This is a genomic window from Oceanibium sediminis (genome assembly GCF_003265325.1).
Classification (GTDB): Bacteria; Pseudomonadota; Alphaproteobacteria; order Rhodobacterales; family Rhodobacteraceae; genus Halovulum; species Halovulum sediminis.
Window position 1 is genome coordinate 103,550 of the sequence record NZ_QGNX01000008.1, and the last position, 24,189, is coordinate 127,738.

The window sequence follows — 24,189 nt, forward strand, 5'->3', positions numbered from 1 at the left end:
GGCAATCCAACGATCCCCCCGGGCGGCCATTGACCCGCCCGGGGGAACGATGTAACTCAATCCGGACGCGGGCGTAGTTCAGTGGTAGAACGTCAGCTTCCCAAGCTGAATGTCGTCGGTTCGATCCCGATCGCCCGCTCCATTTCCCCTCATTGCACGCTCGCCGCGCAGCGCGCGGGTCCCTGATTCCGGCACACGGGGGGGATTCGGGCAGGCGCGCCATGTTCCCCCCGCAAGAGTGGGCCTTGAGTTGGGCCGATCGCGGGGCGTTATCCGTTGCGCCTAAGGTTAACGTCACGGCGCAAATATTTGATATCCCATATATACAGGTCTGAAATACTTGTCGGGCAAGGTCAAAAAATGGACCAGGCGGACAAAACCATCTTTTCGCCACGGTTACTGAGGATAACGAAAGGACGGGGGCAACAACGTTCTGGAAACAGGCGAAATCAATGCAATTTTGCCCCCAGCTGTGGTATCGAGAATGAAATCAGTACATCAATCCATTCAGCCGAAGCCAGATGCTCCGGCAGGTCCGCAGCGGCTCAATCGAAAGTTCGATAGTGACCTTGCAGTCAACTTCCTGAAGGCCTCGGGCCATCCGGGCCGACTGGCGATCCTGCGTTACCTGTCCACCGGCGAAAAGTCGGTGGGGATGCTGGAAACGCTGATGGAAACGCGCCAGGCCGCCGTGTCCCAACAGCTTGCCCGCCTGCGGCAGGAAGGCCTTGTGACGAACCGGCGCGACGGCAAGACGATCTATTACCGTCTGACCGACAGCCAGGTCGAACGCTTCGTACAGCTGCTGGAAACGGTTTTCCGGGCCTGAGTTCATCCCGCGCACAAGACGCGAATTGCGCTATGGTCGGCGCGACGGGACCCCGTGTTGCCGGCGCCCTTGATCGCGCGCCGGCAGATCCTTTGCCAACCTGTCCCGGCACGGGCCTGAGCCGCGCGCCGGGGTCTTTGGGCAAGCCCGATCAGGCGTCCGCCTTGAAAGGGTTCTTCACCTTCAGATGCTCGAGGATGTTCTCGGGGCTGCTTTCGCCATAGGGGTCGGAGCCGCAGTTGTCCTCGAAACCCGGCTCTTCGAACCAGGCGACGATCTTGCCGTCGTCCACGATGGCCGCGTAGCGCCAGCTGCGCAGACCGAAGCCCAGGTTGTCCTTGCGCACCAGCATGCCCATTTTCCGCGAAAATTCGCCGGAGCCGTCGGGGATGACCTTCACGTTGTTCAGGCCCTGGTCGGCGGCCCACTTGTTCATCACGAAGCTGTCGTTCACCGACAGGCAGTAGATGTCCTGCACGCCCTGCTCGGCGAATTCGCCGGCCAGCTTCTCGAATCCCGGCAGCTGGTAGGTGGAGCAGGTCGGCGTGAACGCGCCGGGCAACGAGAACAGGATGACGCGCTTGCCCGCGAACAGGTCCTCGGTGGTCACGTCCTTCCAGGTGAAGGGGTTCGGCCCCTCGATGCTGTCATCGCGCACGCGGGTGTGGAAGGTGACAGTGGGCAGTTTCATACCGATACGAGACATCGTTATCCTCCGATTTCATCTCTGACTACTTCGATAGGTGAATTGCGCGCCGCCCCGTGATCCGACTGACAGCTCCCGGAGACGCGGCCGCGCCGGGGAATCGCCCGGTCTTGGCCGGACGGCGGTGTGGATTGATATGTCGGGGGATCATCGGGTGGGCGGGCAATCATTTTGTCGGTTATTGAACCGCTTGCTTATCCGTTTTGCCTGCGGGTGCAAGGGCATCCCCCGGGTTTGGCGCGCAAGCGCCCCCGGCGTTTCGCCGCAGGCTGGCCCGCGCCCCGGAAAGCAGGACAGCCACGGTTGATTTCCAAGCGAAAATTCGGGAGGGCGGTGGTAGGCCCGGAGGGACTCGAACCCCCAACCAAAGCGTTATGAGCGCTCTGCTCTAACCAATTGAGCTACAGGCCCGCCTAGCATTCGCCTATCGCACGGCGTCGATCTGGGCAAGCGGTGTGTTTCCTTCTTCGCGATGATCGGCTATGTGCCGGGCCATATCTGCCACCGCCTTGAGGAGTGCGACATGGCCAAGCTTACCTATGCCGGGGCTGGCGTCGATATCGATGCCGGAAACGCCCTTGTGGATCGCATCAAACCCGCGGCGAAGGCGACGGCGCGCCCCGGCGTCATGGCGTCGCTGGGCGGCTTCGGCGCGTTCTTCGACCCGCGCGCGGCGGGCTTCACGGACCCGATCCTGGTGGCCGCGACCGATGGAGTCGGCACCAAGCTTCGCATCGCGATCGACACCGGCAAGGTGGACACCGTGGGCATCGACCTGGTCGCGATGTGCGTGAACGACCTGCTGTGCCAGGGGGCGGAGCCGTTGTTCTTCCTCGATTATTTCGCCACCGGCAAGCTGGAGACGGAGGCCGCCGCCGCCGTGATCGAAGGCATCGCCAAGGGGTGTGCAGAAGCCAACTGTGCCCTGATCGGGGGCGAGACGGCGGAAATGCCGGGCATGTACCCTGCCGGTGATTTCGACCTGGCCGGGTTCACCGTCGGCGCGGTGGAGCGGGACCAGACCCTGCCCGCCGACGTGGCCGAGGGGGACGTGCTGCTCGGGCTTGCCTCGGACGGGGTGCATTCCAACGGCTACTCGCTGGTGCGCCGCACGGTGGAGCAGGCCGGTCTGACCTGGCAGGACGCGGCCCCCTTCGGGAAGGCAAGCGTGGCCGAGGAGCTGCTGCGCCCCACCCGCATCTACGTGGCCCCGGTGCTGAAGGCGATCCGCGCGGGCGGCGTGCACGCGGCGGCCCATATCACCGGCGGCGGGTTGAGCGAGAACCTGCCCCGCGTCCTGCCCGAAGGGCTTGGCGCGACGGTCGATCTTGACGCCTGGACACTGCCCGACGTGTTCCGCTGGCTGGTGGCAGAGGCCGAGCTGGACGAAGCCGAAGCGCTGAAAACCTACAACTGCGGCATCGGCATGGTGCTGGCCGTCGCGCCCGAGCGGGCCGAGGCGCTGGCCGAACTGCTGCGAGCCGAGGGGGAGACGGTGTTCACCCTTGGCAAGGTCGCCCCCGGCAGCGGCGTCAGCTACACCGGCACGCTTACATGAGCCGCACGCGCGTTGCGATCCTGATCTCGGGCTCCGGCTCGAACATGGTGACGCTGGCCAAAGACATGGCCAGCCCCGACCACCCTGGTGAGGTCGCTCTGGTCGCCGCGAACAAGGACGCGCCGGGCCTGGCCAAGGCCGAGGCGATGGGCCTGAAAACCACGCTGATCCCCCACAAGGGCCGCCCCAAGGCGGAGTTCGAGGCGGCCCTCGACGAAGCGCTGCGCTATGCGGGTGCCGAAGTGATCTGCCTTGCGGGCTTCATGCGCGTCCTCAGCCCGGAGTTCGTGGCGCGCTGGGAGGGGCGGATCTTGAACATCCACCCCTCGCTGCTGCCCCTGTTCAAGGGGCTGGATACGCATGCGCGCGCGCTCGACAGCGGGATGGCGGTGCATGGCTGCACGGTGCACGGGGTGACGGCGGCGCTGGACGACGGGCCTATCTATGGCCAGGCGGTGGTGCCGGTGCACCCCGGCGACACGCCCGACACCCTGGCCGAACGTCTGCTGCCGCGCGAGCATGAGCTTTACCCGGCGGTGCTGCGCCGCTTTCTTGCAGGGAACACCGCCCCCCTGCCCCTGTTGTGACCTCTCCGGTCGACAGCATCCGCAACATCGGCCCGAAATCGCGGGAAGGCTTCGCCCGCGCCGGGCTGCACAGTGCCGAAGCCGTGCGCGCACTCGGGGCCGACGCCGCCTATACAGCGCTGATCCGCGCCGGGACGCGGCCCCATTTCATCGGCTATTACGCGCTGGTCCTTGGCCTTCAGGGACGGCCCTGGAACGACCTGCAGCCAGAGGAAAAGCTGGAAATGCGCGCCCGCTTCGATGCCCTTGTCGCGGCGGCCGGGCCCACGAAAAAGGGCCGCTCCGAACTGGAAGCGGCCCTTGATGCCCTGGGTGTGCGCGACGTGGACACGCCGCGCTGAACGTCAGCTTCAGCCGACCAGTTCGAGACCCGAGAAGAAGTAGGCGATTTCCACAGCGGCCGTTTCCGGTGCGTCCGACCCGTGGACGGAGTTTTCGCCGATGGACAGGGCGAATTCCTTGCGGATGGTGCCGTCAGCGGCGTCGGCGGGGTTGGTGGCGCCCATGACTTCGCGGTTCTTGGCGATGGCGTCTTCACCTTCCAGCACCTGCGCGACGATCGGCTCGGAGCACATGAACTCGACCAGCTCGCCGAAGAAGGGGCGGTCCTTGTGGACGGCGTAGAATTCGCCAGCCTGGGCCGGGGTCAGCTGGATGCGCTTCTGGGCGATGATGCGCAGGCCGGCTTCCTCGAACTTGGCGTTGATCTTGCCGGTCAGGTTACGCTTGGTCGCGTCGGGCTTGATGATGGAAAACGTGCGTTGGATCGCCATGGATCGGTTCCTTTGTAAGCGGGGTTTGGCGCGGGGCGTAGCACGCGCCGCGCGCGGGGAAAAGGGGCAAAACCGCACGCCGTTGACAGCGGCATGGCAAAGGTCCAAAGGGTTCCGATGCTTCGTATATCAGACATTTCCTTCGCCATGGCGGGCCGCCCGCTGTTCGAGCAGGCCAGCGCGGTCATCCCCACCGGACACAAGGTGGGCCTTGTCGGGCGTAACGGCACCGGCAAGACCACGCTGTTCAAGCTGATCCGGGGCGAGCTGGCCCTTGAGGGCGGCAGCATCGAAGTGCCCCGCGGATCCCGCATCGGCGGCGTCGCGCAGGAGGTGCCCGCGGGCCCGACGACCCTGCTGGACACGGTACTGGCCGCCGACACCGAGCGCGCTGCCCTGCTGGCGGAGGCGGAAGAGGCGCAGGACCCCACCCGCATCGCCGAAATCCAGACCCGGCTGGCCGATATCGAGGCGCACACGGCCGAGGCACGCGCTGCCTCGATCCTGAACGGCCTTGGTTTTGACACCGCCCAGCAGGCGCGTGCGTGCGCCGATTTCTCGGGCGGGTGGCGGATGCGGGTCGCTCTGGCGGCGGTGCTGTTTTCCGAACCCGACGTGCTGCTGTTGGACGAGCCGACGAACTACCTGGATCTTGAGGGCACGCTGTGGCTGGAAACCTACCTGGCGAAATACCCCCACACGGTGTTGGTGATCAGCCATGACCGCCAGCTTCTGAACCGCTCGGTCGGGGCGATCCTGCACCTCGATCAACGCAAGCTGGAGCTTTACACAGGCTCTTACGACACTTTTGCGCGGACCCGCGCCGCAAAGCTTGAGCAGCAGCAGGCCCAGGCCCGCAAGCAGGCCGAAACACGCGCCCATTACCAAAGCTTCATCGATCGCTTCCGCTACAAGGCGTCGAAAGCCAAGCAGGCGCAGTCCCGCATCAAGGCGTTGGAGCGGATGGAGCAGGTCAGCGTCACCATCGACGGCGCAGTGGCGAGTTTCGCCTTCCCCCAGCCCGAGCAGCTTTCCCCGCCCATCGTGCGGCTGGAGGATGTCTCCGTCGGGTATGGCGGGCCGCCGGTGCTGCGCAAGCTGAACCTGCGCATCGACCAGGACGACCGGATCGCGCTGCTTGGCGCGAACGGTCAGGGAAAGTCGACGCTTTCAAAGCTGATCGCGGACCGGCTGAACCCGTCCGAGGGGGCGATCCACCGCTCCTCCAAGCTGAGGATCGGCTATTTCGCGCAGCACCAGGTGGACGAGTTGCACCTGGACGAAACGCCGTTGCAGCACATCGCGCGGGAACGCAAAGGCGTGGCCCCGGCGCGGCTGCGCGCGCAGCTGGCCGCGGGCGGGATCGGCGCGGATATCGTGGAAACCCCGGTGGCGAAGCTGTCCGGCGGGCAGAAGGCGCGGCTGTCGCTGCTGCTGGCCACCCTGGACGCGCCGCACCTGATCATCCTGGACGAACCGACGAACCACCTGGACATCGAAAGCCGCGAGGCGCTGGTTCAGGCCCTGTCCGCCTATTCCGGCGCGGTGATCCTGGTCAGCCACGACCCGCACCTGGTGAACCTGGTGGCGGATGTCTTGTGGCTGGTGAAGGACGGCGTCGTGCGCCCCTTCGAGGAGGACCTGGACGCCTACAGCCGGATGCTGCTGTCGGGCAGCACCGCGCCGAAGAAGGCGCCGAAACCCAAGTCCGAAGCGAAAGCGAAGAAGCCGGAGAAGCGCACCCCCGCGTCCCGCGCTCGCCAGAACGAGCTGCGCGCCGAAGCGCGGCGCTGCGAGGTGCGCGTCAAGAAGATCGAGGAAATCCGCGACAAGCTGGACGCGCGGCTTGCCGACCCGTCGCTTTATGAAACCAGCGGCGCGGACATGATCGAGAAGCTGCGCCGGAAACGCGCCGAGGTGCAGGACGGCCTGGACAAGGCCGAGGCGCTTTGGCTGGAAGCGCTTGAAAACCTCGAATACGCGGAGGTCGGCGCATGATCGAGCTGGCAATCACGACCTTCGTGACGCTGTTCGTCATCATCGACCCCATCGGGTTGGCACCGATCTTCATCGCCCTCACCCAGGGCCATCCCCCGCCCGAGCGGCGCAAGATCGCGCTGCGCGCCTGCCTGATCGGGGCGGCTGTGCTCGCCCTGTTCGGCATCGCGGGGGAAAAGGTGCTGGGCCTCGTCGGCATCGGCCTGCCGGCGTTCCGCATCGCGGGCGGACTTTTGTTGTTCATCATCGCCGTGGAAATGCTGTTCGAACGCCGCACCGAGCGGCGCGAGAAGACCGCCGACCAGGACATTTCCAATCCCACGCCGCATGACCCGTCGGTCTTTCCGCTGGCCACGCCGCTGCTGGCCGGGCCCGGCGCATTGGCCACCATGATCCTGATCATGGGCAACCATAGCGGTGATTTCTCTACCCAGGCGCTGCTGATCGGGGTTATGCTCTGCGTGGTGGCGACGGCGTATGTCCTGTTTCTGTTGAGCGGCGGGCTTGAGCGCATTCTGGGCCAGGTGGGGATTACCGTCGTGACACGCCTTCTGGGCATGCTGCTTGCCGCGCTGGCCGTGCAATTCGTGCTGGACGGCATGGCGGACAGCGGGCTTCTGGCGAACGGGGCTGAATGAGCGAAAACGAAGTTGCGCGACTGATTTACCTGCTGCTTCTGCTCGCCTTCATCGGCGGGGCGCTCTGGGCATCGGGAAAGCTGGCGCTGCGCAAACACCTTCGTGACATCCTGGCCTGGGTCGCGATCTTTTCCGTGATCCTGGTGGCCTATGCGCAGCGCGACACGATCTTCGCCGAGCTGTCCCCCGGCACCCCCGCAAGGGTCAATCCCGAAACACTCGAAATCCGCCGCTCGCTCAGCGGCAGCTTCGAGGCGGTGCTGCGCATCAACGACGAGACGGTGCGCTTCCTGGTGGACACCGGCGCGACAGATGTCGTGATCAGCCTGCGCGACGCGCGCCGCATCGGGCTGGATCCAGCGACGCTCAGCTTCCACGAAAGCGCACGGACCGCCAACGGGATGGTGCGCACCGCCCCGGTGATCCTGGACAAGGTCGAATTCGGCGGGCTGGTGGATTACAACGTCCCCGCGTCCGTGAACGAGGGCGCGCTCGGCGCGTCGCTTTTGGGGATGTCCTACCTCGACCGGTTCGAGCGGATCGAGATCCGGGGCGACGCGATGCTGCTGATCCGCCGCTGAGAGTCCGCGCTCAGGTCTCGGCCTTCTGGATCCAGCGGCCGTCGTCCTGCGCCCAGTACTTGCCCTTCGCCCCGGCCCCCTTGACCGCCAGCCAGTCGGCCCGCGCATTGGTCAGGCTGTCAGGCTCGTTCCCGTTGAATATCAGGCAGATACGGTCGTATTCCGGCACCTCGGCCACATCGACGCGCGCGCCGTCCACCAGCATCAGGATGCTGGCCCCGCCGGGGTTTTCGCCGCCCGTGGTAAGATAGATCGGCTGCGCGTCGGCATGGCCCATCTCGGCCGTGCCGTGGGGCAGAAAACTGGCGTCGTCATAGGTCCAGAGCATGTCGTCCACCGCCCGCAGCCGCGCCGCGTTGCCTGCCCGCACGACGCAGCGCCAGCCCCTTTGGAGGGAGCGGGTCAGCAGCTCCGGCAGGCTGGCCTCCAGCGGCGCGGAGGTGAGGTGGTAGAACAGGACCTCGCCCAATGGATCAGCCCTTCTCGTAGCCGTCCCGGATCAGGCGGTTGAGCGCGCGCACGCCCCAGCCCGTCGCGCCCTTGGGGGCGAAATCGGTTTCCGCCTTCACCTGCGCCACCCCGGCAATGTCGAGGTGAATCCAGGGCACGTCTTCCTTGACGAAACGTTGCAGGAACTGCGCCGCGGTGATCGAGCCCGCAGGCCGCCCGCCGACGTTTGCGATATCGGCCACCGGGCTTTTCAGCGCCTTGTCGTATTCCGGGCCCAGGGGCATGCGCCATGCGCCTTCCTGCTCGGCCTCGGCGGCCTTCAGGAACGCGTTGCACAGATCGTCGTTGTTGGAAAAGACCCCCGCGCGGTGATGGCCAAGGCCGATGATGATTGCCCCCGTCAGCGTGGCGAGGTTGATCATGGCGGCGGGCGCGAAACGCTCCTGCGCGTACCAGAGCACGTCGGCGAGGACGAGCCGCCCCTCGGCATCCGTGTTGATCACCTCGATCGTGTCGCCCTTCATGGAGGTGACGACATCGCCGGGGCGCTGGGCATTGCCGTCGGGCATGTTTTCCACCAGCCCGACTAGGCCGACGACGTTGGCCTTCGCCTTGCGCGCGGCCAGCGTGTGCATGGTGCCCGCGACGACAGCCGCGCCGCCCATGTCCATGGTCATGTCTTCCATGCCGCCCGCCGGTTTCAGGCTGATCCCGCCGGTGTCGAAGGTGACGCCCTTGCCGACCAGCGCGAAGGGCGCTTCGGTGCCCCCGCCGTTCCATTGCATGACGACAACCTTTGTCGGCGCGCGGGACCCCTGCCCCACGGCCAACAGCGTGCGCATGCCGAGCTTTTCCAGCTCGTCCTCTTCCAGCACCTCAACCTTGACGCCGAGATCGCCCAGCGCTTCCAGCCGCTCGGCGAACTCGGTGGTGGTCAGCACGTTGGAGGGTTCCATCACCAGATCGCGGGTCAGGTGCACCCCTTCGGCCACGGCGCTGAGCGGTGCATAGGCGGCGGCGGTATCGTCGGGCTTGGACACGGCGCAGGTCAGCCCGTCGGGGCCCGGCGCGCTGTCAGAGCCGGTCTTGTGGGCGTTGAAGGCATAGCTGCGCAGCGCCACCCCGAAAGCGAGGTCCGCGGCGCGCTTGTGGCTGCCCGCCTCAAGGCGCAGGGCCGCGCCCTTCTCGGCGGCCTTGGCGATGGCCGCGCCCGCCTTGCGCGCGGTGGCGACATCGGCGGTCTTGGAGAGTTTCACCACGAGCAGGCGTTCCGCCACCATGCCGCCGGGATAGGCCAGGGTCTCGACCTTGCCCTCGTCGAGCTTCTCGAAGTGCTTGCTGTCCGCCAGGCGCTTCAGCGCCCCCCGGCTCAGCCGGTCCGCGCGGCGCGCGGCCTTGTCCATTGCCCCGTCCGGCCCGAGCAGCACGGCCAGCGTGCCTTCCGCCCCGGCGAGGGCGTCGATATCGGTCTCAACGAAAGTGACGGGGGGGATTTTGGACATGTGGACAGCTCCTTCTTTTCTGCCGCCAAGATGTAGGCGGTTTGACTTTGGTTGACCAGTGACCTTGCAACCTGCCAATACAGGATCACGCCGCCGCCCGCCCAACCCGCGCGCCGCCGCGCGAGGATGCCGACACCAGCCCATGGCCCAACTTGACCGTTATATCCTGCGACAGACGCTGACGGCTTTCCTGTTCTTCTGCCTGATCCTGGCGGGGGTCATCTGGCTGACACAGGCGGTGCGGCTGATCGATACGGTGCTGTCCTCGGGGCAGTCGATCTTCGTATTGTTCGAATTCTCGCTGCTGGTGCTGCCGCGCGTGCTGTCCATGGTGGTGCCGCTGTCGGGGTTCGCAGCCGCGATCTACATCGTCAACAAGCTCTATTCCGAGGCGGAGCTGGTGGTGATGATGACCGCGGGGCAAAGCCCGCTGGCGCTGGCCCGCCCGCTGATCTGGTTCGGGCTGCTGATCGCGGCGCTGACGCTGGTGATCACCAACTTCCTGGCCCCCCTGGGTGAGCTGCGCCTGGAACAGAACCGCGCCGCGATCCGCAGCGAGCTGGCCAACGCGCTGATCCGTGAGGGCGTGTTCATCCACCCCACGGACGCGCTGACCATCTTCATCCGCCGCGCGCGCGAGGATGGGCAGATGGAGGGGTTGTTCCTGCATGACGGGCGGGACCCAACCACCCCTGTCACCTATTCCGCCGAAAAGGCCGTGCTGCTGCGCGACGGGGACGAGGCGCGGCTGGTGATGAACAACGGCGTCGCGCTGACCTTCAGCGTCGCGAACCGTATCCTCGCGCGGGTGCGCTTCCAGGACTTCACCTTCGATCTGTCCGACCTGGTGGCGCGCGACGGCTCGGGGCCGGACCGGGCGTCGAACATGATGACATGGCAGCTTCTGTTCCCCGACGCGGACGTGCGCGCACTGGAGCGTTACGACCGGGGCACCTTCCTTGCCACGGGGCATGAGCGGATCGTCTTCGGCGTCCACGCGGCGCTGCTGCCGGTGCTTGCGATCGCGGTGATGCTGACCGGGGGCTACCAGCGGCGCGGCTTCGGGCGGCGGGTGGTCATGGCCGTACTGGCCGGGGTGCTGCTGATCACCGCCGGGCTGGCGGTGAAGGGGCTGGTCACGGGGGAGCCCGCGCTCTGGCCGGTGAGCTACGCGCCGGCGGTGCTTGCGCTGATCGGCACCGCCTACCTGCTCAGGCGGGCGGCGGGGCCGGTGCGCGCCCCACGGGTGGTGACGTCATGACGCTTGAACTCTACATCACCCGGCGCTTCCTGCGCGCGATCCTTGTCGTGATCCTGGTCATCGGCGGGCTGTCGTTCCTTCTGACCTCGGTCGAGAATATCCGCATCACCGCCGCCAATGACGCCCCGGTCAACGCCGCGCTCGTCCTGACCCTGTTCCAGCTGCCCGAGATCATGGGAGAGACCTTTCCCCTGATCCTGATGCTCGGCGCGCTGGCCGCCTTTCTGGGGCTGTCGCGCACATCGGAGATGGTGATCGTGCGCGCCTCCGGCATCTCGGGGCTGCGGGTGCTCTTGATGCCGGTCATCGCGGCGCTGGTGATGGGGGGGATCGCCACCACGATCTACAACCCGATCGTCGCCGCCTCCTCCGCCACCGCGGATGCGATGAAAGCGCGGATCACGCAAAGCGAGCAGAGCGTGCTGTCCTTCGCGGGTGGCAGCCTGTGGCTGCGCCAGGGCCTGCCCTCTGGCCAGACGGTGATCCAGGCCAGCGAGGCCAGCGCCGAGGGCTCCGCGCTGAAGGGCGTACGCCTGCACCAGTTCGCCCCCGACAACCGCCTGACCACGCGGGTCGAGGCCGACGGCGCACAGCTTGGCGACGAGGTCTGGGTGCTGAACGGCGTGCGCCGCTGGAACCTGGACCTGGGCGAGGAGGCGAGCCTTGGCCCGGCGGAGCAGTTGCCCCAGCTGCGCCTGCCCACCAACCTGACGGCTGAGCAGATCCAGGACAGTTTCGCGCCGCCCAACTCGATCCCGATCTGGGAACTGCCCGATTTCATCGCGCAACTCGAACAAGCCGGCTTTTCCGCGACCCGCCACCGCGTCTTCCTGCAATCCGAGCTGGCCCGCCCGGCGCTGTTCGTCGCCATGGTGCTGATCGGCGCGGGCTTCTCGCTGCGCCATGTCCGCTTCGGGCAGACAGGCGTCATGATCCTTTTCGCGATCTTCGCGGGATTCAGCCTGTATTTCTTCAAGGATATCGCCGAAACCCTGGGCGGGAACGGGGATATCCCGGTCGCCCTTGCCGCCTGGAGCGCGCCTGTCGCGGCAATCCTGCTGGCCCTCGGGCTGCTGTTACATCTGGAAGACGGCTGAATGACCCTGCTCCCCCTCGTTATCCGCAGCCTTGCGCTTCTGGTGTGCCTGCATGTGGCGGCACAGGCCCAGGACGCGCCGCCCGCCACGCTCTACGCGGACAACCTGCGCTATGACACGGCGAACCAGCAGGTGATCGCGACCGGCGATGTCGAGGCGACCTTCGGCCCCTATCGCCTGCAGGCCGACACCTTGCGCTACGACGCGCGCGCCGGCACGCTGGAGGCGAGCGGCGCGATCCGCCTGCGCACGCCCGAGGGGATGGTGCTGCTCGCCTCGTTGGCCGAGCTGTCCACCGACTTCCGCGAGGGGCTGATCGAGGGCGCGCGGCTGATCTTCGACCAGCAGTTCCAGGTGGCCGCGGCCACGGGCCAGCGCAGCGCGGGGCGATTCACCTCGCTCAACACGGCGGTGGCCAGCAGTTGCACGGTGTGCATCGAGAACCCGACCCCGATCTGGCGCATCCGCGCGCGCACCGTCGTCCATGACGAGCAGACGCAGCGGCTCTATTTCGACCACGTCGTGCTCGATGCCTTCGGCGTGCCGGTGCTCTACCTGCCGAAACTCAGCGTGCCCGAACCCGGCGTCACACGCGCGCCGGGCTTCCTGATCCCCAGCCTGTCCACCTCGGAAAGCTACGGGATCGGGGCGAAGCTGCCCTATTTCCTGCCCATGGGCGATCACGCGGACGTCACGCTGACGCCCTTCGTGACCACCGACGACGCGATCCTGCTGGAAGGCCAATACCGCCACCGCTTCGCTGCCGGGCGGATCCGCATTGATGGCGCCTTCGCGCTGAACGACGGCCAGGGAGAGCGGTTTTCCCGCGGCTACGTGGACGCGGCCGGGCAATTCACGCTGCCGCGCGATTTCGACCTCGAGTTCCAGCTGAACCGGGCGTCGGACCGAAGCTTTCTCGGCCAGTTCAACTACAGTGACGCCGACCGGCTGGAAAGCTTCGCCAGCGTCTCGCGCATCCGGCGCAACAGCCGGTTCGACCTGCGCACCGAAGCCTACCAGACCCTGCGCGAGGACGAGCAGCAGAGCGAGATCCCCTTCGTCCTGCCAAGCGCCACCTACCGCCGGACGTGGAGCGACACGCGCATCGGCGGAACCCTGGGCGTTGAGGCGGATTTCCTGACCCTGCAACGCGAAAGCGGGCGCGATGTCATGCGGCTCGGCCTTGGCGTGGACTGGCGCGGCGAAACCACCCTGTCCAACGGCATAAGGCTTTCGAGCGTCCTCGGCGCGGATGTGGACGCCTACTCGGTGAACAACGACCCGACGTTCGGCCCCGGCACGCTTGTCCGCACCACCCCCTTCGGCGCCGTCACCCTGCGCTGGCCGCTGGCCCGGCAGGGCGCGCGCGCGATACATGTGATCGAGCCGATGGTGCAGCTTGTCTACTCCGACAGTTTCGGGGACCGGGACGTGCCGAACGAGGACAGCCTGCTGCCCGAGTTCGACACCACGAACCTTCTGTCGCTGAACCGCTTTCCGGGCCGTGACCGGCGCGAACAGGGGTTCCGGGTGAATTCCGGCATCAGCTACACGCGGATCGATCCCCTTGGATGGAGCATCGGGGCCACGATCGGGCGCGTGTTCAAACCCGACGCCGACCAGGCGCTGTTCGCGGGTTCGGGGCTGCGCCCGGCGGCCTCCAACTACGTGGCAGCGCTGTCGCTGGACATCGCGGACCGCTTTTCGCTGGTCGGGCGCAGCCTGTTCGACGACCGCCTGGAATTCCGCCGGGGCGAGTTCGAGTTCGACTACACCACGCCCGGTTTCGACGTCGGGGCCGCCTATACCTACCTCAGCCGGGACGACAGCGACCCGCTGCTGGGGCTGCTGAACGAACGCCGGGAAATCTCGTTTGAGAGCCGCTACCGCTTCCGCCCGAACTGGGAACTGGACGCGGCCTGGACCTATGACCTTGCCGATGACCGGTCGATCTCGGCCAGTGGCGGGATCACCTTCGGGAACGAATGCCTGCTGGCGTCCTTCGGGGTGTCGCGCAGCTTCACCAGCGCCAACGACGTGCCCCAGGACACGCGCCTGTCCCTGGAAGTGGAACTGGCCGGAGTCGGCTCTTCCTCATCTGAGGGCTGGCCCGCGCGCCAATGCCAAGGTATCTGAAGAACATGACAACGCTTCCTCGACTCACCCGCCGCCTGATCGCCCTGGTCGCCCTGTTCGCAGCGCCCCTGTCCCCGGCCGTCGCGCAATCCGACTTCGAACCGCTCCTGGTGGTGAACGACCGCCCCATTACCGGCTTCGAGCTGGAACAGCGCGCGCTGCTCCTGGAAGCCTTTGGCGCGGGGGCGGAACCCATCGAACTCGCCCGCGAACAGCTGATCGAAGACCGCATCAAGATGTCCGTGGTGGATCGCCTGGACCTTGGCCTGTCACCCGATGAACTGGACGCGGGGCTCAGGGAATTCGCCGCCCGCCGCGAGCTGGAAGTCCCCGAGATGGTCAGCGCGCTGGAAGCCCAGGGCATCGCCACCAGCACGCTTCTCGACTTCATCGAGGTCAGCATCAGCTGGCGCAACGTCGTCCAGGCGCGCTTCCGGGCTTCCGCCCGGCCGAGCGAGCGTGACATCGACATCGCGCTGGAATTCGCGGATCGCACCGTGGAAGAGGAAGTCCTGCTGCAGGAACTCGCCATCTCGATCGAGGAACTCGGTGCGGAGCGCGCCAACGCGCTGGCCGACCGGCTTTCGCGCGAGTTGAACCGCGGCGGCAACTTCGGCGGTGCGGTGGCGCAGTATTCGCGCGCCGCGTCGGCGCAGCGGGGCGGCAACCTGGACTGGGTGTCGGCGCGTCAGCTGCCCCCTCCCGTCGCGCGCCAGGTCCTGGCGCTGCAACCGGGTGAAGTGACGGCCGCGATCCCGATCGGGGCCGGGATCTCCATCTTCAAGCTGCGCGGCATCCGCGAGCTTCCGCGCCCGCCTGAAACCACCGGCCCGGACACGGTGACCTTTTTCGAGCTGATCCAGCCGCTGTCCTCCGCCGCGCCGGAACGCGCACGCCGGACCGCGATGAGCCTTGCGCGCAATATCAAGGCCGACACCCGGCTTTGCCGTGACCTGGAGCCGCGCGCCGTGGAATTCGGCGCCGCGTCGGGGCGCAGCGAGCCGACGCCGATCCGCGCCCTTCCCGCGGGACTGGCCGGCCAGTTGAGCGACATGGAACCCGGCGACATCGAGATCTTCGAGGATCGTCGCGGCGTCGTCCTGCTGATGCTCTGCGCGCGATCGGACGAGCTGTCCCCCGAGGAACGCGAGGCGGTGCGCGCGCGCCTGTTCACGCAGAAGATGAACATTTTCGCCGAAGCCTTCCTCGAGGAGTTGCGCGGAGACGCGGTCATCCTCGAACCATGAGCCTTCCTCCCCTAGCCCTTACAAGCGGCGATCCGACGGGGGTCGGGCCCGAGATCACGCTGAAGGCCTGGCAGGCCCTGAAGGGCCGCCTGCCCTTCGCACTGATCGGCGATGCGGATCTCATGCAGCGCCTTGGCGCAACTGCGGGCGTGCCCGTGGAGCGGATCGCCACCCTGGCGGAGGCGACGGCGGTGATGCCCCGCGCGCTGCCGGTGTTGCACCAGCCCCTGAGCGGGCCCGTTGTGCCCGGCAAGGTGCAGCCCGAGCACGCGAAAGCCACGATCGAGAGTATCCGGCAGGCCGTGGCCCTCGCCCGCTCCGGCGCGGCGCTGGGCGTGGTCACGAACCCGATCACGAAGAAGGTGCTGGTCGATGGGGCGGGCTTCGCCTACCCCGGGCACACCGAATTCCTGGCGGCGCTTGGCGGGGTCGACACCTCGGTCATGATGCTGGCGGCGCCCGAACTGCGCGCCGTGCCGGTAACCATCCACATCCCCCTGGCCGAGGTGCCCCACGCCCTGACCGCGGACCTGCTGGAGCGCACCGCACGCATCCTGCACCGCGCACTGATCACGGATTTCGGCCTGCCCGACCCGGTGATCGCCGTCGCGGGCCTGAACCCCCATGCGGGCGAAGGCGGCCTGATGGGGCGCGAGGACATGGAGCTGATCACCCCCGTGCTGGAGCGTTTGCGCGCCGAGGGGATGCGCCTGAAAGGCCCGCTGCCGGCGGACACGATGTTCCACCCGGGCGCGCGCGAAACCTATGACGCGGCGCTGTGCATGTACCACGACCAGGCGTTGATCCCGCTGAAGACGCTGAACTTCTCGGAAGGGGTCAACGTGACGCTGGGCCTGCCCTTCGTGCGCACATCGCCCGATCACGGCACGGCGCATGACATTGCGGGCAGCGGCCGCGCCGACCCCGACAGCCTGATCGCGGCGCTTGAAATGGCGCATGAGATGGGCACGCGACGTGCCGGGGCGGGGGAAACGACATGACGGACGATCCCCTTCCGCCGCTGCGCGACGTGATCGCCTTGCACGGGCTGAGCCCGCGCAAGGCGCTTGGGCAGAACTTCCTGCTGGATCTGAACCTGACCCGCGCCATCGCGCGCCGCGCCGGGGACCTGACGCAAACCGACGTGCTGGAGGTGGGCCCCGGCCCCGGCGGGCTGACGCGCGCGCTTCTGGCCGAAGGCGCGCGCAAGGTCGTCGCGGTGGAGCGGGACGCGCGCTGCCTGCCCGCACTGGCCGAAATCTCGGCCGCCTACCCCGGCCGGCTCGACGTGATCGAGGGGGACGCGCTGAAGGTGGACCTGTCCGGGCATCTGAGCACGCCCTACCGGATCATCGCCAACCTGCCCTACAACGTGGGCACCGAGCTGCTGGTGCGCTGGCTGACGCCGGACAACTGGCCGCCGGAGTGGAGCTCTCTGACGCTGATGTTCCAGCGCGAGGTGGCCGAACGCATCGTCGCCGCGCCCGGCAGCAAGGCCTATGGCCGGCTGTCGATCCTCGGCCAATGGCGCGTGGAGTCCAAGATCGTGATGGAGCTGAACCCGCAGGCCTTCACGCCGCCGCCCAAGGTGCATTCCGCCGTCGTCCAGCTGGAGCGGCGCGATACGCCGCGCTACCCGGCCGACCCGGCAAAGCTTGAGCGGGTCGTCAGCGCCGCCTTCGGGCAAAGGCGCAAGATGCTGCGCCAGTCCCTGAAAGGTGTGATGCCCGACGTGGAGACGGTTCTGACCGGCCTTGGCATCGCGCCGACCCGGCGCGCGGAAACCCTGACGCTCGAAGAATTCTGCGCCATCGCCCGCGCGATCTGAGCGGGCGCTGGGGCAAGGAATTATTCCGCCGGAGTCTCGGCCTCGGTGCCGCTGGGGGCAGCGCCATCCTCGGTCTTTGGCGCGGCGCGGCGCGCACGACTGCGCGGCTTGCGCGGTTTTTCCTGCGCGGCCTTCGCGGCACCGGATTCCGGCGTGTCCACCAGGTCGGCACCGCCGCCAAGAACATCGTCCCTGTCCTGGTCCGCCTCTGCCTGAACCGGCTGGGGCTGGGAAGCCTGGGGCTGCACTGCGTCAACCGAGGGCTGCTCACCGTCGCCACGCTGCTGTTGAGGTTGCTGGCTGCCATTGCTGCCACCACCGCCACCAGCATTCTGCTGCTCACGTTGCCGGTCCTCACGGGCCTGCCGCTCGGCCTGCTCGCGCTGCGCCTCGCTCAACATGCGGGTGTAATGCTCGGCGTGCTGCTGGAAATTTTCCGCAGCCACACGATCGCCAGAAAGCTGCGCGTCCCGTGCCATGGCCTGGTACTTGTCGATGATCTGGCTCGGCGTTCCATTCACCTTGCCTTCCGGCCCGGCGCTGTTGAACACACGATTCATGACGTTCCCGACATTACGGCTTCTGTTATTATTCTTGTTGCGCGAACGCTGTTTGTTTGATGATCTCATCAGTCCGTGGGGGTTGTGTTGAATGTTGCTGGCCGAACGTGTTGCCCAGATGACTGGACGATGTTCTGCCGGACTTTCCATTTAGGTTATGGCCCAGCCCATCCGACACTATGTCTGGACGCGGCTGATACCCAAGTCATACCGGGCTGACCTGAAAAGACAAGCCAATTATGCGCCGGGCGTGCCGGGAGCGGTATTTTTCACCTCCAGCACACGGGATTTTTCGCTCATATCCTTGTGAATCTCAAGATTTTCCCAACCGGCCGAGCGAAATATCGCGCACACCGCGTCCGCCTGCCCCTGTCCGAATTCGAACAGCGCGCGCCCCTCGGGGGCAAGATGGGGGGTCATTCCGGCCGCCATCGCGCGATACGGGCCAAGCCCGTCCCCGCCGGGGGTCAGCGCCAAGTGGGGTTCCCATTCGCGCACGTCGGGCGAAAGACCGGGGATGTCGTCCTGCGGGATATACGGCGGATTGGACAGGATCAGGTCGAAAACCCCGTCGACCGGCGCGAACCAGGAGCCTTGGACGGAGCGCAGCCTGTCGCCGACCCCGTGGCGCGCGGCGTTGCGCGACGCCACCGCCAGCGCAGGCGCGCTCAGGTCGCTTGCAACGCCCGTCGCCCCCGGGCATTCGGCCAGGACCGTGACCGCGAGGATGCCGCTGCCCGTGCCAAGGTCGAGCACCCGTTCGGGCGGGGACCCGGCCAGCGCGCGGGCCACGATCAGCTCGGTTTCCGGGCGCGGATCCAGCACATCGCGGGTGACATGGAACGAGCGCCCCCAGAACAACCGCTCACCCAGGATCTGCGCCACGGGCTGGCGCGCGATACGGGCGCTGAGGTGCTGCTGCAACCTTTCCGCCTGCGCCCCGCCCAGGGTCTGCGCCGCCTCGAGGCGCAGCCTGTCGGGCGGCAGGTCCGCCGCGTCGGCCACGAGCGCGCGCGCATCCCGCGCGGCATCGGGGATGCCGGCCTTGTCCAGCAGCGCGGTTGCACGCACCAGGGCAGCTTGTATCGTCTCGCTCACACGTTCAGCGCCGCCAGGCGCTCCGCCTGATCGGCGGCTGTCAGCGCGTCGATGATCTCGTCAAGGTCGCCCTGCATCACCTGGTCCAGCTTGTAGAGCGTCAGGTTGATCCGGTGGTCCGTCAGCCGCCCTTGCGGGAAATTGTAGGTGCGGATCCGCTCGGACCGGTCGCCCGAACCCACCTGCCCCTTGCGATCGGCGGCGCGGGCATCGGCGGCCTTCTGGCGTTCCATGTCATATAGGCGGGCGCGCAGCACCTCCATCGCGCGGGCGCGGTTGGCGTGTTGCGACTTCTCGGAACTGGTCACGACGATGCCGCTGGGCAGATGGGTGATGCGCACGGCGGAATCGGTGGTGTTCACATGCTGCCCCCCGGCCCCGGAGGCGCGCATCGTGTCGATGCGGATGTCCTGCGCGGGGATGTCGATGTCCACGTCCTCCGCCTCGGGCAGGACAGCGACGGTGGCGGCGGAGGTGTGGATCCGCCCGCCGGATTCCGTGGCCGGCACCCGCTGCACCCGGTGCACGCCGGATTCGAACTTCAGCCGGGCGAAGACGCTGTTGCCCTGAACGCTGGCGACAAGTTCCTTCAGCCCGCCAAGCTCGGTCGCCGCCTCTTCGATCACCTCGAAGCGCCAGCCGCGGCTTTCGGCATAGCGCTGGTACATCCGCGCTAGGTCGGCGGCGAACAGCGCCGCCTCGTCCCCGCCGGTGCCCGCGCGGATTTCCAGGATTGCGGGGCGCTGATCGGCGGCGTCCTTGGGCAGGAGCGCCAGACGCACCGCGTTTTCGAGCGCGGGCAGGTCCGCTTCCAACGTCTCCAGTTCCTCGCGCGCAAGGTCGGCCATGTCGGGATCGGACAGAAGCGCCTTCGCTTCCTCCATGCCGGTAACAGTCTGCTTGTAGGCTGTCACCGTCTCAACCACGGGGCGCAGCTCGGCATATTCGCGCGAGACATCGGCGAATTTGTCCGAGGCCAGGCCAGTGGCCATCTGCGCTTCGAGGTACTCGAAACGTTGCAGAATCTGTTCAAGCGTTTCCCGGGGGATCATGGTGTTGCCCTGTGGACGGAGGGGGGCTTATTCCTCGAAAGAGGCGAGCGACTGGAGCCAGGACGTGACCCGGGCTTCGTTCACGCCCATGTCGCCATACCCGAAGCGCGAGCGGGAATAGATCGCGATCGTCGCCCTGTCGGGCGCGGCGACAGGCGCGGGCTGCTCGGCGGTTTCCGCGCCGGCTTCGCCTTCGGCAGCGCCCTCATCGCTTTGCGTGCCCTCTGCCGGGGCGGCGGGGTCGGCTTCCGGCGCCACGGGCTCAAGGTCGTAGAACCGCACGGAAATATAGTCGGGCATCTGCAACGTCTCGGTCCGCTGGACGTAGGTGATCCACGCCTCTTCCACCGAACCGGCGACGCGGTCCACGCGGGGCTGGGCCATCACGAACAGGTCGAACGCCTGCGCCAGGGTGCGGGCGTCTGCCTCGTAAATCGGGGCGGGCATGTTGACGGGCTGGTCGGTGAATTCCGTCAGCGCCACGCGGTAATCGTTCGGCGTGGCCGAGGCCGGGGCCTGCAGGGGTTCCACGTGCCAGACGTTGGGATCATGGGTCACGGTGCGGACCGAGAAGATCAGGAAGCCGGCGATGCCAAGCATGCCGAACAGGATGATCAAGAACATAACGCGCATGAAATCAGTCCGCCGTTTCCAATTGAGGCTGCCCGTCAGCGGCCAGTTCCTGAGCCTTCTTTTCAACGAGTTCAACGATGTGGTCAATCATCTTGTCATTGTCGAGCCGGTGGTCCTGCTTGCCCGCAAGATACACCATCCCGTGCCCTGCGCCGCCGCCGGTGAAGCCGACGTCGGTCATCAGCGCCTCACCCGGGCCGTTGACGACGCAGCCGATGATGGACAGGCTCATGGGGGTCTTGATGTGCTCAAGCCGCTTTTCCAGCTCGGCCACGGTTTCGATCACGTTGAAGCCCTGCCGCGCACAGGACGGGCAGGAAATGATGTTGACGCCGCGATGGCGCAGGCCGAGGGACTTGAGGATCTCGTAACCGACCTTCACCTCCTCCACCGGGTCGGCGGACAGGCTGACGCGGATCGTGTCGCCGATGCCCATCCAGAGCAGGTTGCCAAGGCCGATGGCCGACTTGATGGTGCCCGAGACCAGGCCCCCGGCTTCCGTGATGCCAAGGTGGATCGGGGCGTCGGTCGCCTCCGCCAGGCCCTGGTAGGCGGCGGCGGCAAGGAACACGTCGGACGCCTTGCAGGAGATCTTGAATTCGTGAAAGTCGTTGTCCTCCAGCAGGCGGATATGGCGCAGGCCGGATTCGATCATCGCCTCGGGGCACGGCTCGCCGTATTTTTCCAGCAGGTCCTTTTCAAGGGAGCCCGCGTTCACGCCGATGCGGATCGAGCAATCGTTGTCGCGCGCGGCGCGGATCACCTCGCGCACACGCTCGTCCGAGCCGATGTTGCCGGGGTTGATGCGCAGGCAGGCGGCGCCCGCCTCGGCCGCCTCGATACCGCGCTTGTAGTGGAAGTGGATGTCCGCGACGATGGGCACCGGGCTTTCGCGCACGATTTCCTTCATGGCGCGGGTCGACGCCTCGTCCGGGCAGGAGATGCGCACGATGTCGGCCCCCGCCTCGGCGCAGGCCTGGACCTGCGCGATGGTGGCCGACACGTCATGGGTCAGCGTGTTGGTCATCGTCTGCACGGTGATCGGGGCATCGCCACCGACGGGCACCGCGCCGACATGAATCTGGCGGCTTTTTCTGCGATAGATGTTGCGCCAGGGGCGGACCGGGTTCAGCGACATGTCAGTAAGAATATCCAATATTCAGCTTCCTGCGACTGTGCAGGAAACGCGGGGAATGTGCAAACCCTGGCTATTGTTCCGACGGGCCGACGCGCATCGCGGCGACCGTGGCCTGGATGACGTCGGGCACTTCGGTCACCAGCGCGTATTCGCTGCGGATGTCATCGGGCAGCAGGGACACGTCCTTGGCCACGGAGGTGGCGTTGCCGAGCGGGCCATAGGCGGCGTCGTTCACCAGCAGGTAGACCGAGCCCGAGTTCCCGGCGCGCAGCAGCGGCGCTTCCACGTCGAGGGGCAGCGTATACGTTTCGCCCGGGTCGAGGATCTTTTCGAACAGCACCGTGCCATTGGCGAGGTAGATGCGCACCCAGGCGGGCTGGCGCGCCACCACGTTGACCTGGGGCACGCCCACATCCTCACGCACCTGGGGGCCCTGCTCGGCCTTAAGTGCGGCCAGTTCCAGCGCCGGGTCCACGGGCAGCGGCGCCGCCGCGGGCGCGGCGGCGTATAGGCCCGAAGTCGCGGGATCGATGTCCACGATGGGGCCGTCGCGGCTGTCCACGATGGGCACGATCATTTCGGTCGGCTCGTAGATGCGGATCAGGTCGGCGTCCCGCGACGGTTCCGCCGGGCCGCTCAGCGCGATCACCTCTGTATCGAAACCGGGCGCGCTGAACCCTTCCATCGTGTCCACCGTGCGCGGCGTCTGGTTGACCGGTTCAAGCGTGACGCGCTGGATGTTCTGCAGCACCGTGTAGCCGCCGAAACCGAGCCCGCCGAGCAGCAGCACGAGCACCAGGATCGAGCCGACGGCGGATACGGAGAGCCGCTCAAAGAGCCCCGGCTGAAGCTCGGCCGCGGGGCGTTGCACGGGGCGCAGAAGCGGGTCGTCGTCGCGCACGCGCAGCGGGCCGCTGGACACGATCTGCCCGCCGCTGGGCGCCTTGCGCGCCTGCAGCCCGGCATTGACTCCGCCGAAGCCGCTTTCGCGGCAGAAACGCTCGAAAACTTCCTCGGGATTGAGTTTCAGGTAGCGCGCATAGGATCGCACGTAGCCCGCAACGAACCCGAGGTTGGGAAAAACGGCCAGGTCGCAATTCTCGATCGCGGCGATGTAGGAGGCGCGCACCCGCAGTTCGCGCTGGACATCCAGCAGGGACTTGCCGCGCGTCGCCCGCTCACCGCGCAAGTGATCGCCGAGCTTGACCTCATAGGCGTCAAACCCGCGGATATCTGCGCTTGCTTCTGCGTCTAGTCTGCTCATGTGCCCGAGCGTCGCCTTCTCTCATGCATTGCTGGACGGTCGAATCGTTAGTCCTGCCTCAGAACTTCGTTTTTTGGAAAGGTAGCATTTCCGAACGGCGTTGTGGACCGACTTGTTGCAAAACACGTGCAGGTTGGCGGTGCTTCGCGCCTGACATCGTGCCGCAGGGGTGGGGACTCATCCAGATCATCATGATCCGCGTATAGAACGGGAAGGTTACGGAGCAGTCTAAAATGACATTCTTGGCGGAATTCGGCTGGGTATGGTTCGTGAGCCTTGCCGGGTTCCTTGTTCTCTGGCCCATGAGCCTGCTGCGCCGGGATGCGAGCATCGTGGATTTCTGGTGGGGGCCGGGGTTCGGCGCCATGGCGCTGACGCTGTGGTTCGCGATGGGGCGACCGTCGGATCCGATGACGCTGCTGATCCTGGTGCCGGTCCTTGTCTGGTCCGCCCGGCTGGGCATTCACCTTGGCTACCGGCGCCTGAACGAGGGGGTCGAGGATCCCAGGTACCAGGAACTGCGCGCCGGCTGGTCCCCGGGTTGGGAATGGAAAAGCTTCTTTGTAGTCTTCCTGTTACAGTCCGTTCTTCAGGGAATGGCGGCGCTCGGCGCGCTCGCCGGGCTGGCGGCGTCCCCCGGGGTGGAACCGGGCGCGGCGGCCTATCTGCTCGCCGGGATCGCGTTCCTCGCCATCGGGGTCGAGGCGCTGTCAGACCTGCAGCTCGACCTGTTCCGGCGCAAGACCCCCGAAGGCGGGCTGCTGACGACGGGCTTGCGGCGGTACGTGCGCTATCCCAGCTACTCTGCAGAGATCGTGTTCTGGGCGGCAATCAGCGGGCTTTCCATGCTTGCGGGGGTCTGGTGGGCCGCCCTTTCCGTGCTGATCGTCGCGGCGCTTCTACGCTATGTTTCGGGGGTCGCCATCCTCGAAGACAGGCTCAGCCGGACACGGAGCGGCTTTCCCGCCTACCAACGCACGGTCCCTGCCCTGATCCCCCGGGCGCGGGGCGTCAGACAGCAGAAAACCGCCGACTGACAGGGGTTCCGGCGTCTACCTGTCGTCCTGAGCGGTGACGGAGCGCGGACCTAACGCCCCCAACAGATCGCTGAAAGCGGCCCCTTGGGACGGCGAGCGTCAGTCGTGAGCTACTCCCCATCCGTTGGACAGGATCTGGCGTAAATTAAGCTACTCGTTGCACCTGCTGATCGGGTTGGTTGATATCATTTCTCTGCCAATAGACCACGGCTGGCG

The 24,189-nt window shown here is 66.7% G+C and carries 24 protein-coding genes and 2 tRNA genes; 15 read left to right on the plus strand and 11 right to left on the minus strand.

Annotated features, from left to right (window positions below; genetic code table 11):
* The first annotated feature begins 67 nt into the window (after positions 1–67).
* Together DJ029_RS17865 and DJ029_RS17870 are read left to right on the plus strand one after the other, a co-directional pair.
* Positions 68–142, plus strand: a tRNA-Gly gene (locus tag DJ029_RS17865).
* Positions 143–484: 342 nt separating this feature from the next.
* On the plus strand, positions 485–829 hold the full coding sequence (locus DJ029_RS17870; protein WP_112323859.1) for an ArsR/SmtB family transcription factor: 345 nt from the start codon (positions 485–487) through the stop codon (positions 827–829).
* Positions 830–980: 151 nt separating this feature from the next.
* Here the strand turns inward: DJ029_RS17870 and DJ029_RS17875 are convergent, their stop codons facing one another.
* Together DJ029_RS17875 and DJ029_RS17880 are read right to left on the minus strand one after the other, a co-directional pair.
* Positions 981–1,535, minus strand: coding sequence for a peroxiredoxin (locus tag DJ029_RS17875; RefSeq protein WP_198671186.1), 555 nt, complete (start codon positions 1,533–1,535; stop codon positions 981–983).
* A 334-nt stretch (positions 1,536–1,869) separates the two neighbouring features.
* Positions 1,870–1,946: transfer RNA gene (locus DJ029_RS17880), tRNA-Ile, on the minus strand.
* Between the two features lie 112 nt (positions 1,947–2,058).
* Here DJ029_RS17880 and purM point away from each other — a divergent pair.
* Genes purM through DJ029_RS17895 form a run of 3 tightly spaced genes read left to right on the plus strand, consistent with a single transcriptional unit; the run spans position 2,059 to position 4,021 of the window.
* Positions 2,059–3,093, plus strand: coding sequence for a phosphoribosylformylglycinamidine cyclo-ligase (gene purM, locus DJ029_RS17885; protein WP_112323886.1), 1,035 nt, complete (start codon positions 2,059–2,061; stop codon positions 3,091–3,093).
* A complete protein-coding gene (purN, locus tag DJ029_RS17890; protein ID WP_112323861.1) occupies positions 3,090–3,680 on the plus strand; it encodes a phosphoribosylglycinamide formyltransferase in 591 nt (196 codons plus the stop codon). Before purM ends, purN begins: the two co-directional genes overlap by 4 nt.
* Positions 3,677–4,021 (plus strand): TfoX/Sxy family DNA transformation protein, encoded by a 345-nt coding sequence (locus tag DJ029_RS17895; RefSeq protein ID WP_112323862.1) that lies wholly within the window; start codon positions 3,677–3,679, stop codon positions 4,019–4,021. Before purN ends, DJ029_RS17895 begins: the two co-directional genes overlap by 4 nt.
* A gap of 9 nt (positions 4,022–4,030) precedes the next feature.
* Here the strand turns inward: DJ029_RS17895 and ndk are convergent, their stop codons facing one another.
* A complete protein-coding gene (gene ndk, locus DJ029_RS17900; RefSeq protein WP_112323863.1) occupies positions 4,031–4,453 on the minus strand; it encodes a nucleoside-diphosphate kinase in 423 nt (140 codons plus the stop codon).
* A 117-nt stretch (positions 4,454–4,570) separates the two neighbouring features.
* Here ndk and DJ029_RS17905 point away from each other — a divergent pair, with 117 nt between their 5' ends.
* Genes DJ029_RS17905 through DJ029_RS17915 form a run of 3 tightly spaced genes read left to right on the plus strand, consistent with a single transcriptional unit; the run spans position 4,571 to position 7,670 of the window.
* Positions 4,571–6,451, plus strand: coding sequence for an ABC-F family ATP-binding cassette domain-containing protein (locus DJ029_RS17905; protein WP_112323864.1), 1,881 nt, complete (start codon positions 4,571–4,573; stop codon positions 6,449–6,451).
* On the plus strand, positions 6,448–7,089 hold the full coding sequence (locus tag DJ029_RS17910; protein ID WP_112323865.1) for a MarC family protein: 642 nt from the start codon (positions 6,448–6,450) through the stop codon (positions 7,087–7,089). The genes DJ029_RS17905 and DJ029_RS17910 overlap by 4 nt, the downstream gene beginning before the upstream one ends.
* Positions 7,086–7,670 (plus strand): retropepsin-like aspartic protease family protein, encoded by a 585-nt coding sequence (locus tag DJ029_RS17915; RefSeq protein ID WP_112323866.1) that lies wholly within the window; start codon positions 7,086–7,088, stop codon positions 7,668–7,670. The genes DJ029_RS17910 and DJ029_RS17915 overlap by 4 nt, the downstream gene beginning before the upstream one ends.
* 10 nt (positions 7,671–7,680) lie before the next feature.
* Here the strand turns inward: DJ029_RS17915 and DJ029_RS17920 are convergent, their stop codons facing one another.
* Entirely contained in the window at positions 7,681–8,139 is a 459-nt protein-coding gene (locus tag DJ029_RS17920) for a DNA polymerase III subunit chi (RefSeq protein ID WP_112323867.1), read from the minus strand.
* 4 nt (positions 8,140–8,143) lie between these two features.
* The gene (locus tag DJ029_RS17925) at positions 8,144–9,622 is read right to left on the minus strand and encodes a leucyl aminopeptidase (RefSeq protein ID WP_112323868.1); all 1,479 of its coding nucleotides are present in this window, start codon (positions 9,620–9,622) and stop codon (positions 8,144–8,146) included.
* A gap of 142 nt (positions 9,623–9,764) precedes the next feature.
* Between DJ029_RS17925 and DJ029_RS17930 the strand changes: the two genes are divergently transcribed.
* From DJ029_RS17930 to rsmA, 6 genes are read left to right on the plus strand one after another with little or no spacing between them, the layout of a single operon-like run.
* The gene (locus DJ029_RS17930) at positions 9,765–10,883 is read left to right on the plus strand and encodes an LptF/LptG family permease (protein WP_112323869.1); all 1,119 of its coding nucleotides are present in this window, start codon (positions 9,765–9,767) and stop codon (positions 10,881–10,883) included.
* Positions 10,880–11,980, plus strand: a complete 1,101-nt coding sequence (gene lptG, locus DJ029_RS17935) for an LPS export ABC transporter permease LptG (protein WP_112323870.1) — start codon at positions 10,880–10,882, stop codon at positions 11,978–11,980. The genes DJ029_RS17930 and lptG overlap by 4 nt, the downstream gene beginning before the upstream one ends.
* Complete coding sequence (locus DJ029_RS17940; protein ID WP_112323871.1) at positions 11,981–14,116, plus strand: LPS-assembly protein LptD; 2,136 nt, start codon at positions 11,981–11,983, stop codon at positions 14,114–14,116.
* Positions 14,117–14,121: 5 nt separating this feature from the next.
* Positions 14,122–15,363 (plus strand): peptidylprolyl isomerase, encoded by a 1,242-nt coding sequence (locus DJ029_RS17945; RefSeq protein WP_157966432.1) that lies wholly within the window; start codon positions 14,122–14,124, stop codon positions 15,361–15,363.
* Entirely contained in the window at positions 15,360–16,364 is a 1,005-nt protein-coding gene (gene pdxA, locus DJ029_RS17950; RefSeq protein WP_112323873.1) for a 4-hydroxythreonine-4-phosphate dehydrogenase PdxA, read from the plus strand. The genes DJ029_RS17945 and pdxA overlap by 4 nt, the downstream gene beginning before the upstream one ends.
* Positions 16,361–17,191, plus strand: coding sequence for a 16S rRNA (adenine(1518)-N(6)/adenine(1519)-N(6))-dimethyltransferase RsmA (gene rsmA, locus DJ029_RS17955; protein WP_112323874.1), 831 nt, complete (start codon positions 16,361–16,363; stop codon positions 17,189–17,191). The genes pdxA and rsmA overlap by 4 nt, the downstream gene beginning before the upstream one ends.
* A 20-nt stretch (positions 17,192–17,211) precedes the next feature.
* Here rsmA and DJ029_RS17960 read toward each other — a convergent pair whose 3' ends face one another.
* The 6 genes from DJ029_RS17960 to DJ029_RS17985 all read right to left on the minus strand — a co-directional run bounded on the left by DJ029_RS17960 (position 17,212) and on the right by DJ029_RS17985 (position 22,936).
* On the minus strand, positions 17,212–17,751 hold the full coding sequence (locus DJ029_RS17960; protein ID WP_232823130.1) for a DUF4167 domain-containing protein: 540 nt from the start codon (positions 17,749–17,751) through the stop codon (positions 17,212–17,214).
* A 237-nt stretch (positions 17,752–17,988) separates the two neighbouring features.
* Positions 17,989–18,849, minus strand: a complete 861-nt coding sequence (prmC, locus tag DJ029_RS17965) for a peptide chain release factor N(5)-glutamine methyltransferase (RefSeq protein ID WP_112323876.1) — start codon at positions 18,847–18,849, stop codon at positions 17,989–17,991.
* Complete coding sequence (gene prfA, locus DJ029_RS17970; protein ID WP_112323877.1) at positions 18,846–19,901, minus strand: peptide chain release factor 1; 1,056 nt, start codon at positions 19,899–19,901, stop codon at positions 18,846–18,848. Before prfA ends, prmC begins: the two co-directional genes overlap by 4 nt.
* A 27-nt stretch (positions 19,902–19,928) precedes the next feature.
* Entirely contained in the window at positions 19,929–20,534 is a 606-nt protein-coding gene (locus DJ029_RS17975) for a DUF1499 domain-containing protein (protein WP_112323878.1), read from the minus strand.
* 4 nt (positions 20,535–20,538) lie between these two features.
* Positions 20,539–21,672: a flavodoxin-dependent (E)-4-hydroxy-3-methylbut-2-enyl-diphosphate synthase gene (ispG, locus tag DJ029_RS17980; protein ID WP_112323879.1), complete on the minus strand. Its 1,134-nt coding sequence runs from the start codon at positions 21,670–21,672 to the stop codon at positions 20,539–20,541.
* Positions 21,673–21,742: 70 nt separating this feature from the next.
* Positions 21,743–22,936: a helix-turn-helix domain-containing protein gene (locus DJ029_RS17985; protein ID WP_112323880.1), complete on the minus strand. Its 1,194-nt coding sequence runs from the start codon at positions 22,934–22,936 to the stop codon at positions 21,743–21,745.
* A gap of 233 nt (positions 22,937–23,169) precedes the next feature.
* Between DJ029_RS17985 and DJ029_RS17990 the strand changes: the two genes are divergently transcribed.
* The gene (locus DJ029_RS17990) at positions 23,170–23,973 is read left to right on the plus strand and encodes a DUF1295 domain-containing protein (RefSeq protein WP_112323881.1); all 804 of its coding nucleotides are present in this window, start codon (positions 23,170–23,172) and stop codon (positions 23,971–23,973) included.
* The last annotated feature ends 216 nt before the right edge of the window (positions 23,974–24,189 follow it).

Bases quoted from the DNA above. Each gene is read 5' to 3' on its own strand.
- prfA (WP_112323877.1), bottom strand. From the start codon at position 19,901: ATGATCCCCCGGGAAACGCTTGAACAGATTCTGCAACGTTTCGAGTAC.
- DJ029_RS17930 (WP_112323869.1), top strand. From the start codon at position 9,765: ATGGCCCAACTTGACCGTTATATCCTGCGACAGACGCTGACGGCTTTC.
- DJ029_RS17960 (WP_232823130.1), bottom strand. From the start codon at position 17,751: ATGAATCGTGTGTTCAACAGCGCCGGGCCGGAAGGCAAGGTGAATGGA.
- ndk (WP_112323863.1), bottom strand. From the start codon at position 4,453: ATGGCGATCCAACGCACGTTTTCCATCATCAAGCCCGACGCGACCAAG.
- DJ029_RS17875 (WP_198671186.1), bottom strand. From the start codon at position 1,535: ATGTCTCGTATCGGTATGAAACTGCCCACTGTCACCTTCCACACCCGC.
- rsmA (WP_112323874.1), top strand. From the start codon at position 16,361: ATGACGGACGATCCCCTTCCGCCGCTGCGCGACGTGATCGCCTTGCAC.
- DJ029_RS17915 (WP_112323866.1), top strand. From the start codon at position 7,086: ATGAGCGAAAACGAAGTTGCGCGACTGATTTACCTGCTGCTTCTGCTC.
- lptG (WP_112323870.1), top strand. From the start codon at position 10,880: ATGACGCTTGAACTCTACATCACCCGGCGCTTCCTGCGCGCGATCCTT.
- DJ029_RS17975 (WP_112323878.1), bottom strand. From the start codon at position 20,534: ATGCGCGTTATGTTCTTGATCATCCTGTTCGGCATGCTTGGCATCGCC.
- DJ029_RS17870 (WP_112323859.1), top strand. From the start codon at position 485: ATGAAATCAGTACATCAATCCATTCAGCCGAAGCCAGATGCTCCGGCA.
- DJ029_RS17985 (WP_112323880.1), bottom strand. From the start codon at position 22,936: ATGAGCAGACTAGACGCAGAAGCAAGCGCAGATATCCGCGGGTTTGAC.
- ispG (WP_112323879.1), bottom strand. From the start codon at position 21,672: ATGTCGCTGAACCCGGTCCGCCCCTGGCGCAACATCTATCGCAGAAAA.
- DJ029_RS17910 (WP_112323865.1), top strand. From the start codon at position 6,448: ATGATCGAGCTGGCAATCACGACCTTCGTGACGCTGTTCGTCATCATC.
- DJ029_RS17990 (WP_112323881.1), top strand. From the start codon at position 23,170: ATGACATTCTTGGCGGAATTCGGCTGGGTATGGTTCGTGAGCCTTGCC.
- purN (WP_112323861.1), top strand. From the start codon at position 3,090: ATGAGCCGCACGCGCGTTGCGATCCTGATCTCGGGCTCCGGCTCGAAC.
- purM (WP_112323886.1), top strand. From the start codon at position 2,059: ATGGCCAAGCTTACCTATGCCGGGGCTGGCGTCGATATCGATGCCGGA.
- DJ029_RS17925 (WP_112323868.1), bottom strand. From the start codon at position 9,622: ATGTCCAAAATCCCCCCCGTCACTTTCGTTGAGACCGATATCGACGCC.
- DJ029_RS17945 (WP_157966432.1), top strand. From the start codon at position 14,122: ATGACAACGCTTCCTCGACTCACCCGCCGCCTGATCGCCCTGGTCGCC.
- DJ029_RS17940 (WP_112323871.1), top strand. From the start codon at position 11,981: ATGACCCTGCTCCCCCTCGTTATCCGCAGCCTTGCGCTTCTGGTGTGC.
- DJ029_RS17905 (WP_112323864.1), top strand. From the start codon at position 4,571: ATGCTTCGTATATCAGACATTTCCTTCGCCATGGCGGGCCGCCCGCTG.
- pdxA (WP_112323873.1), top strand. From the start codon at position 15,360: ATGAGCCTTCCTCCCCTAGCCCTTACAAGCGGCGATCCGACGGGGGTC.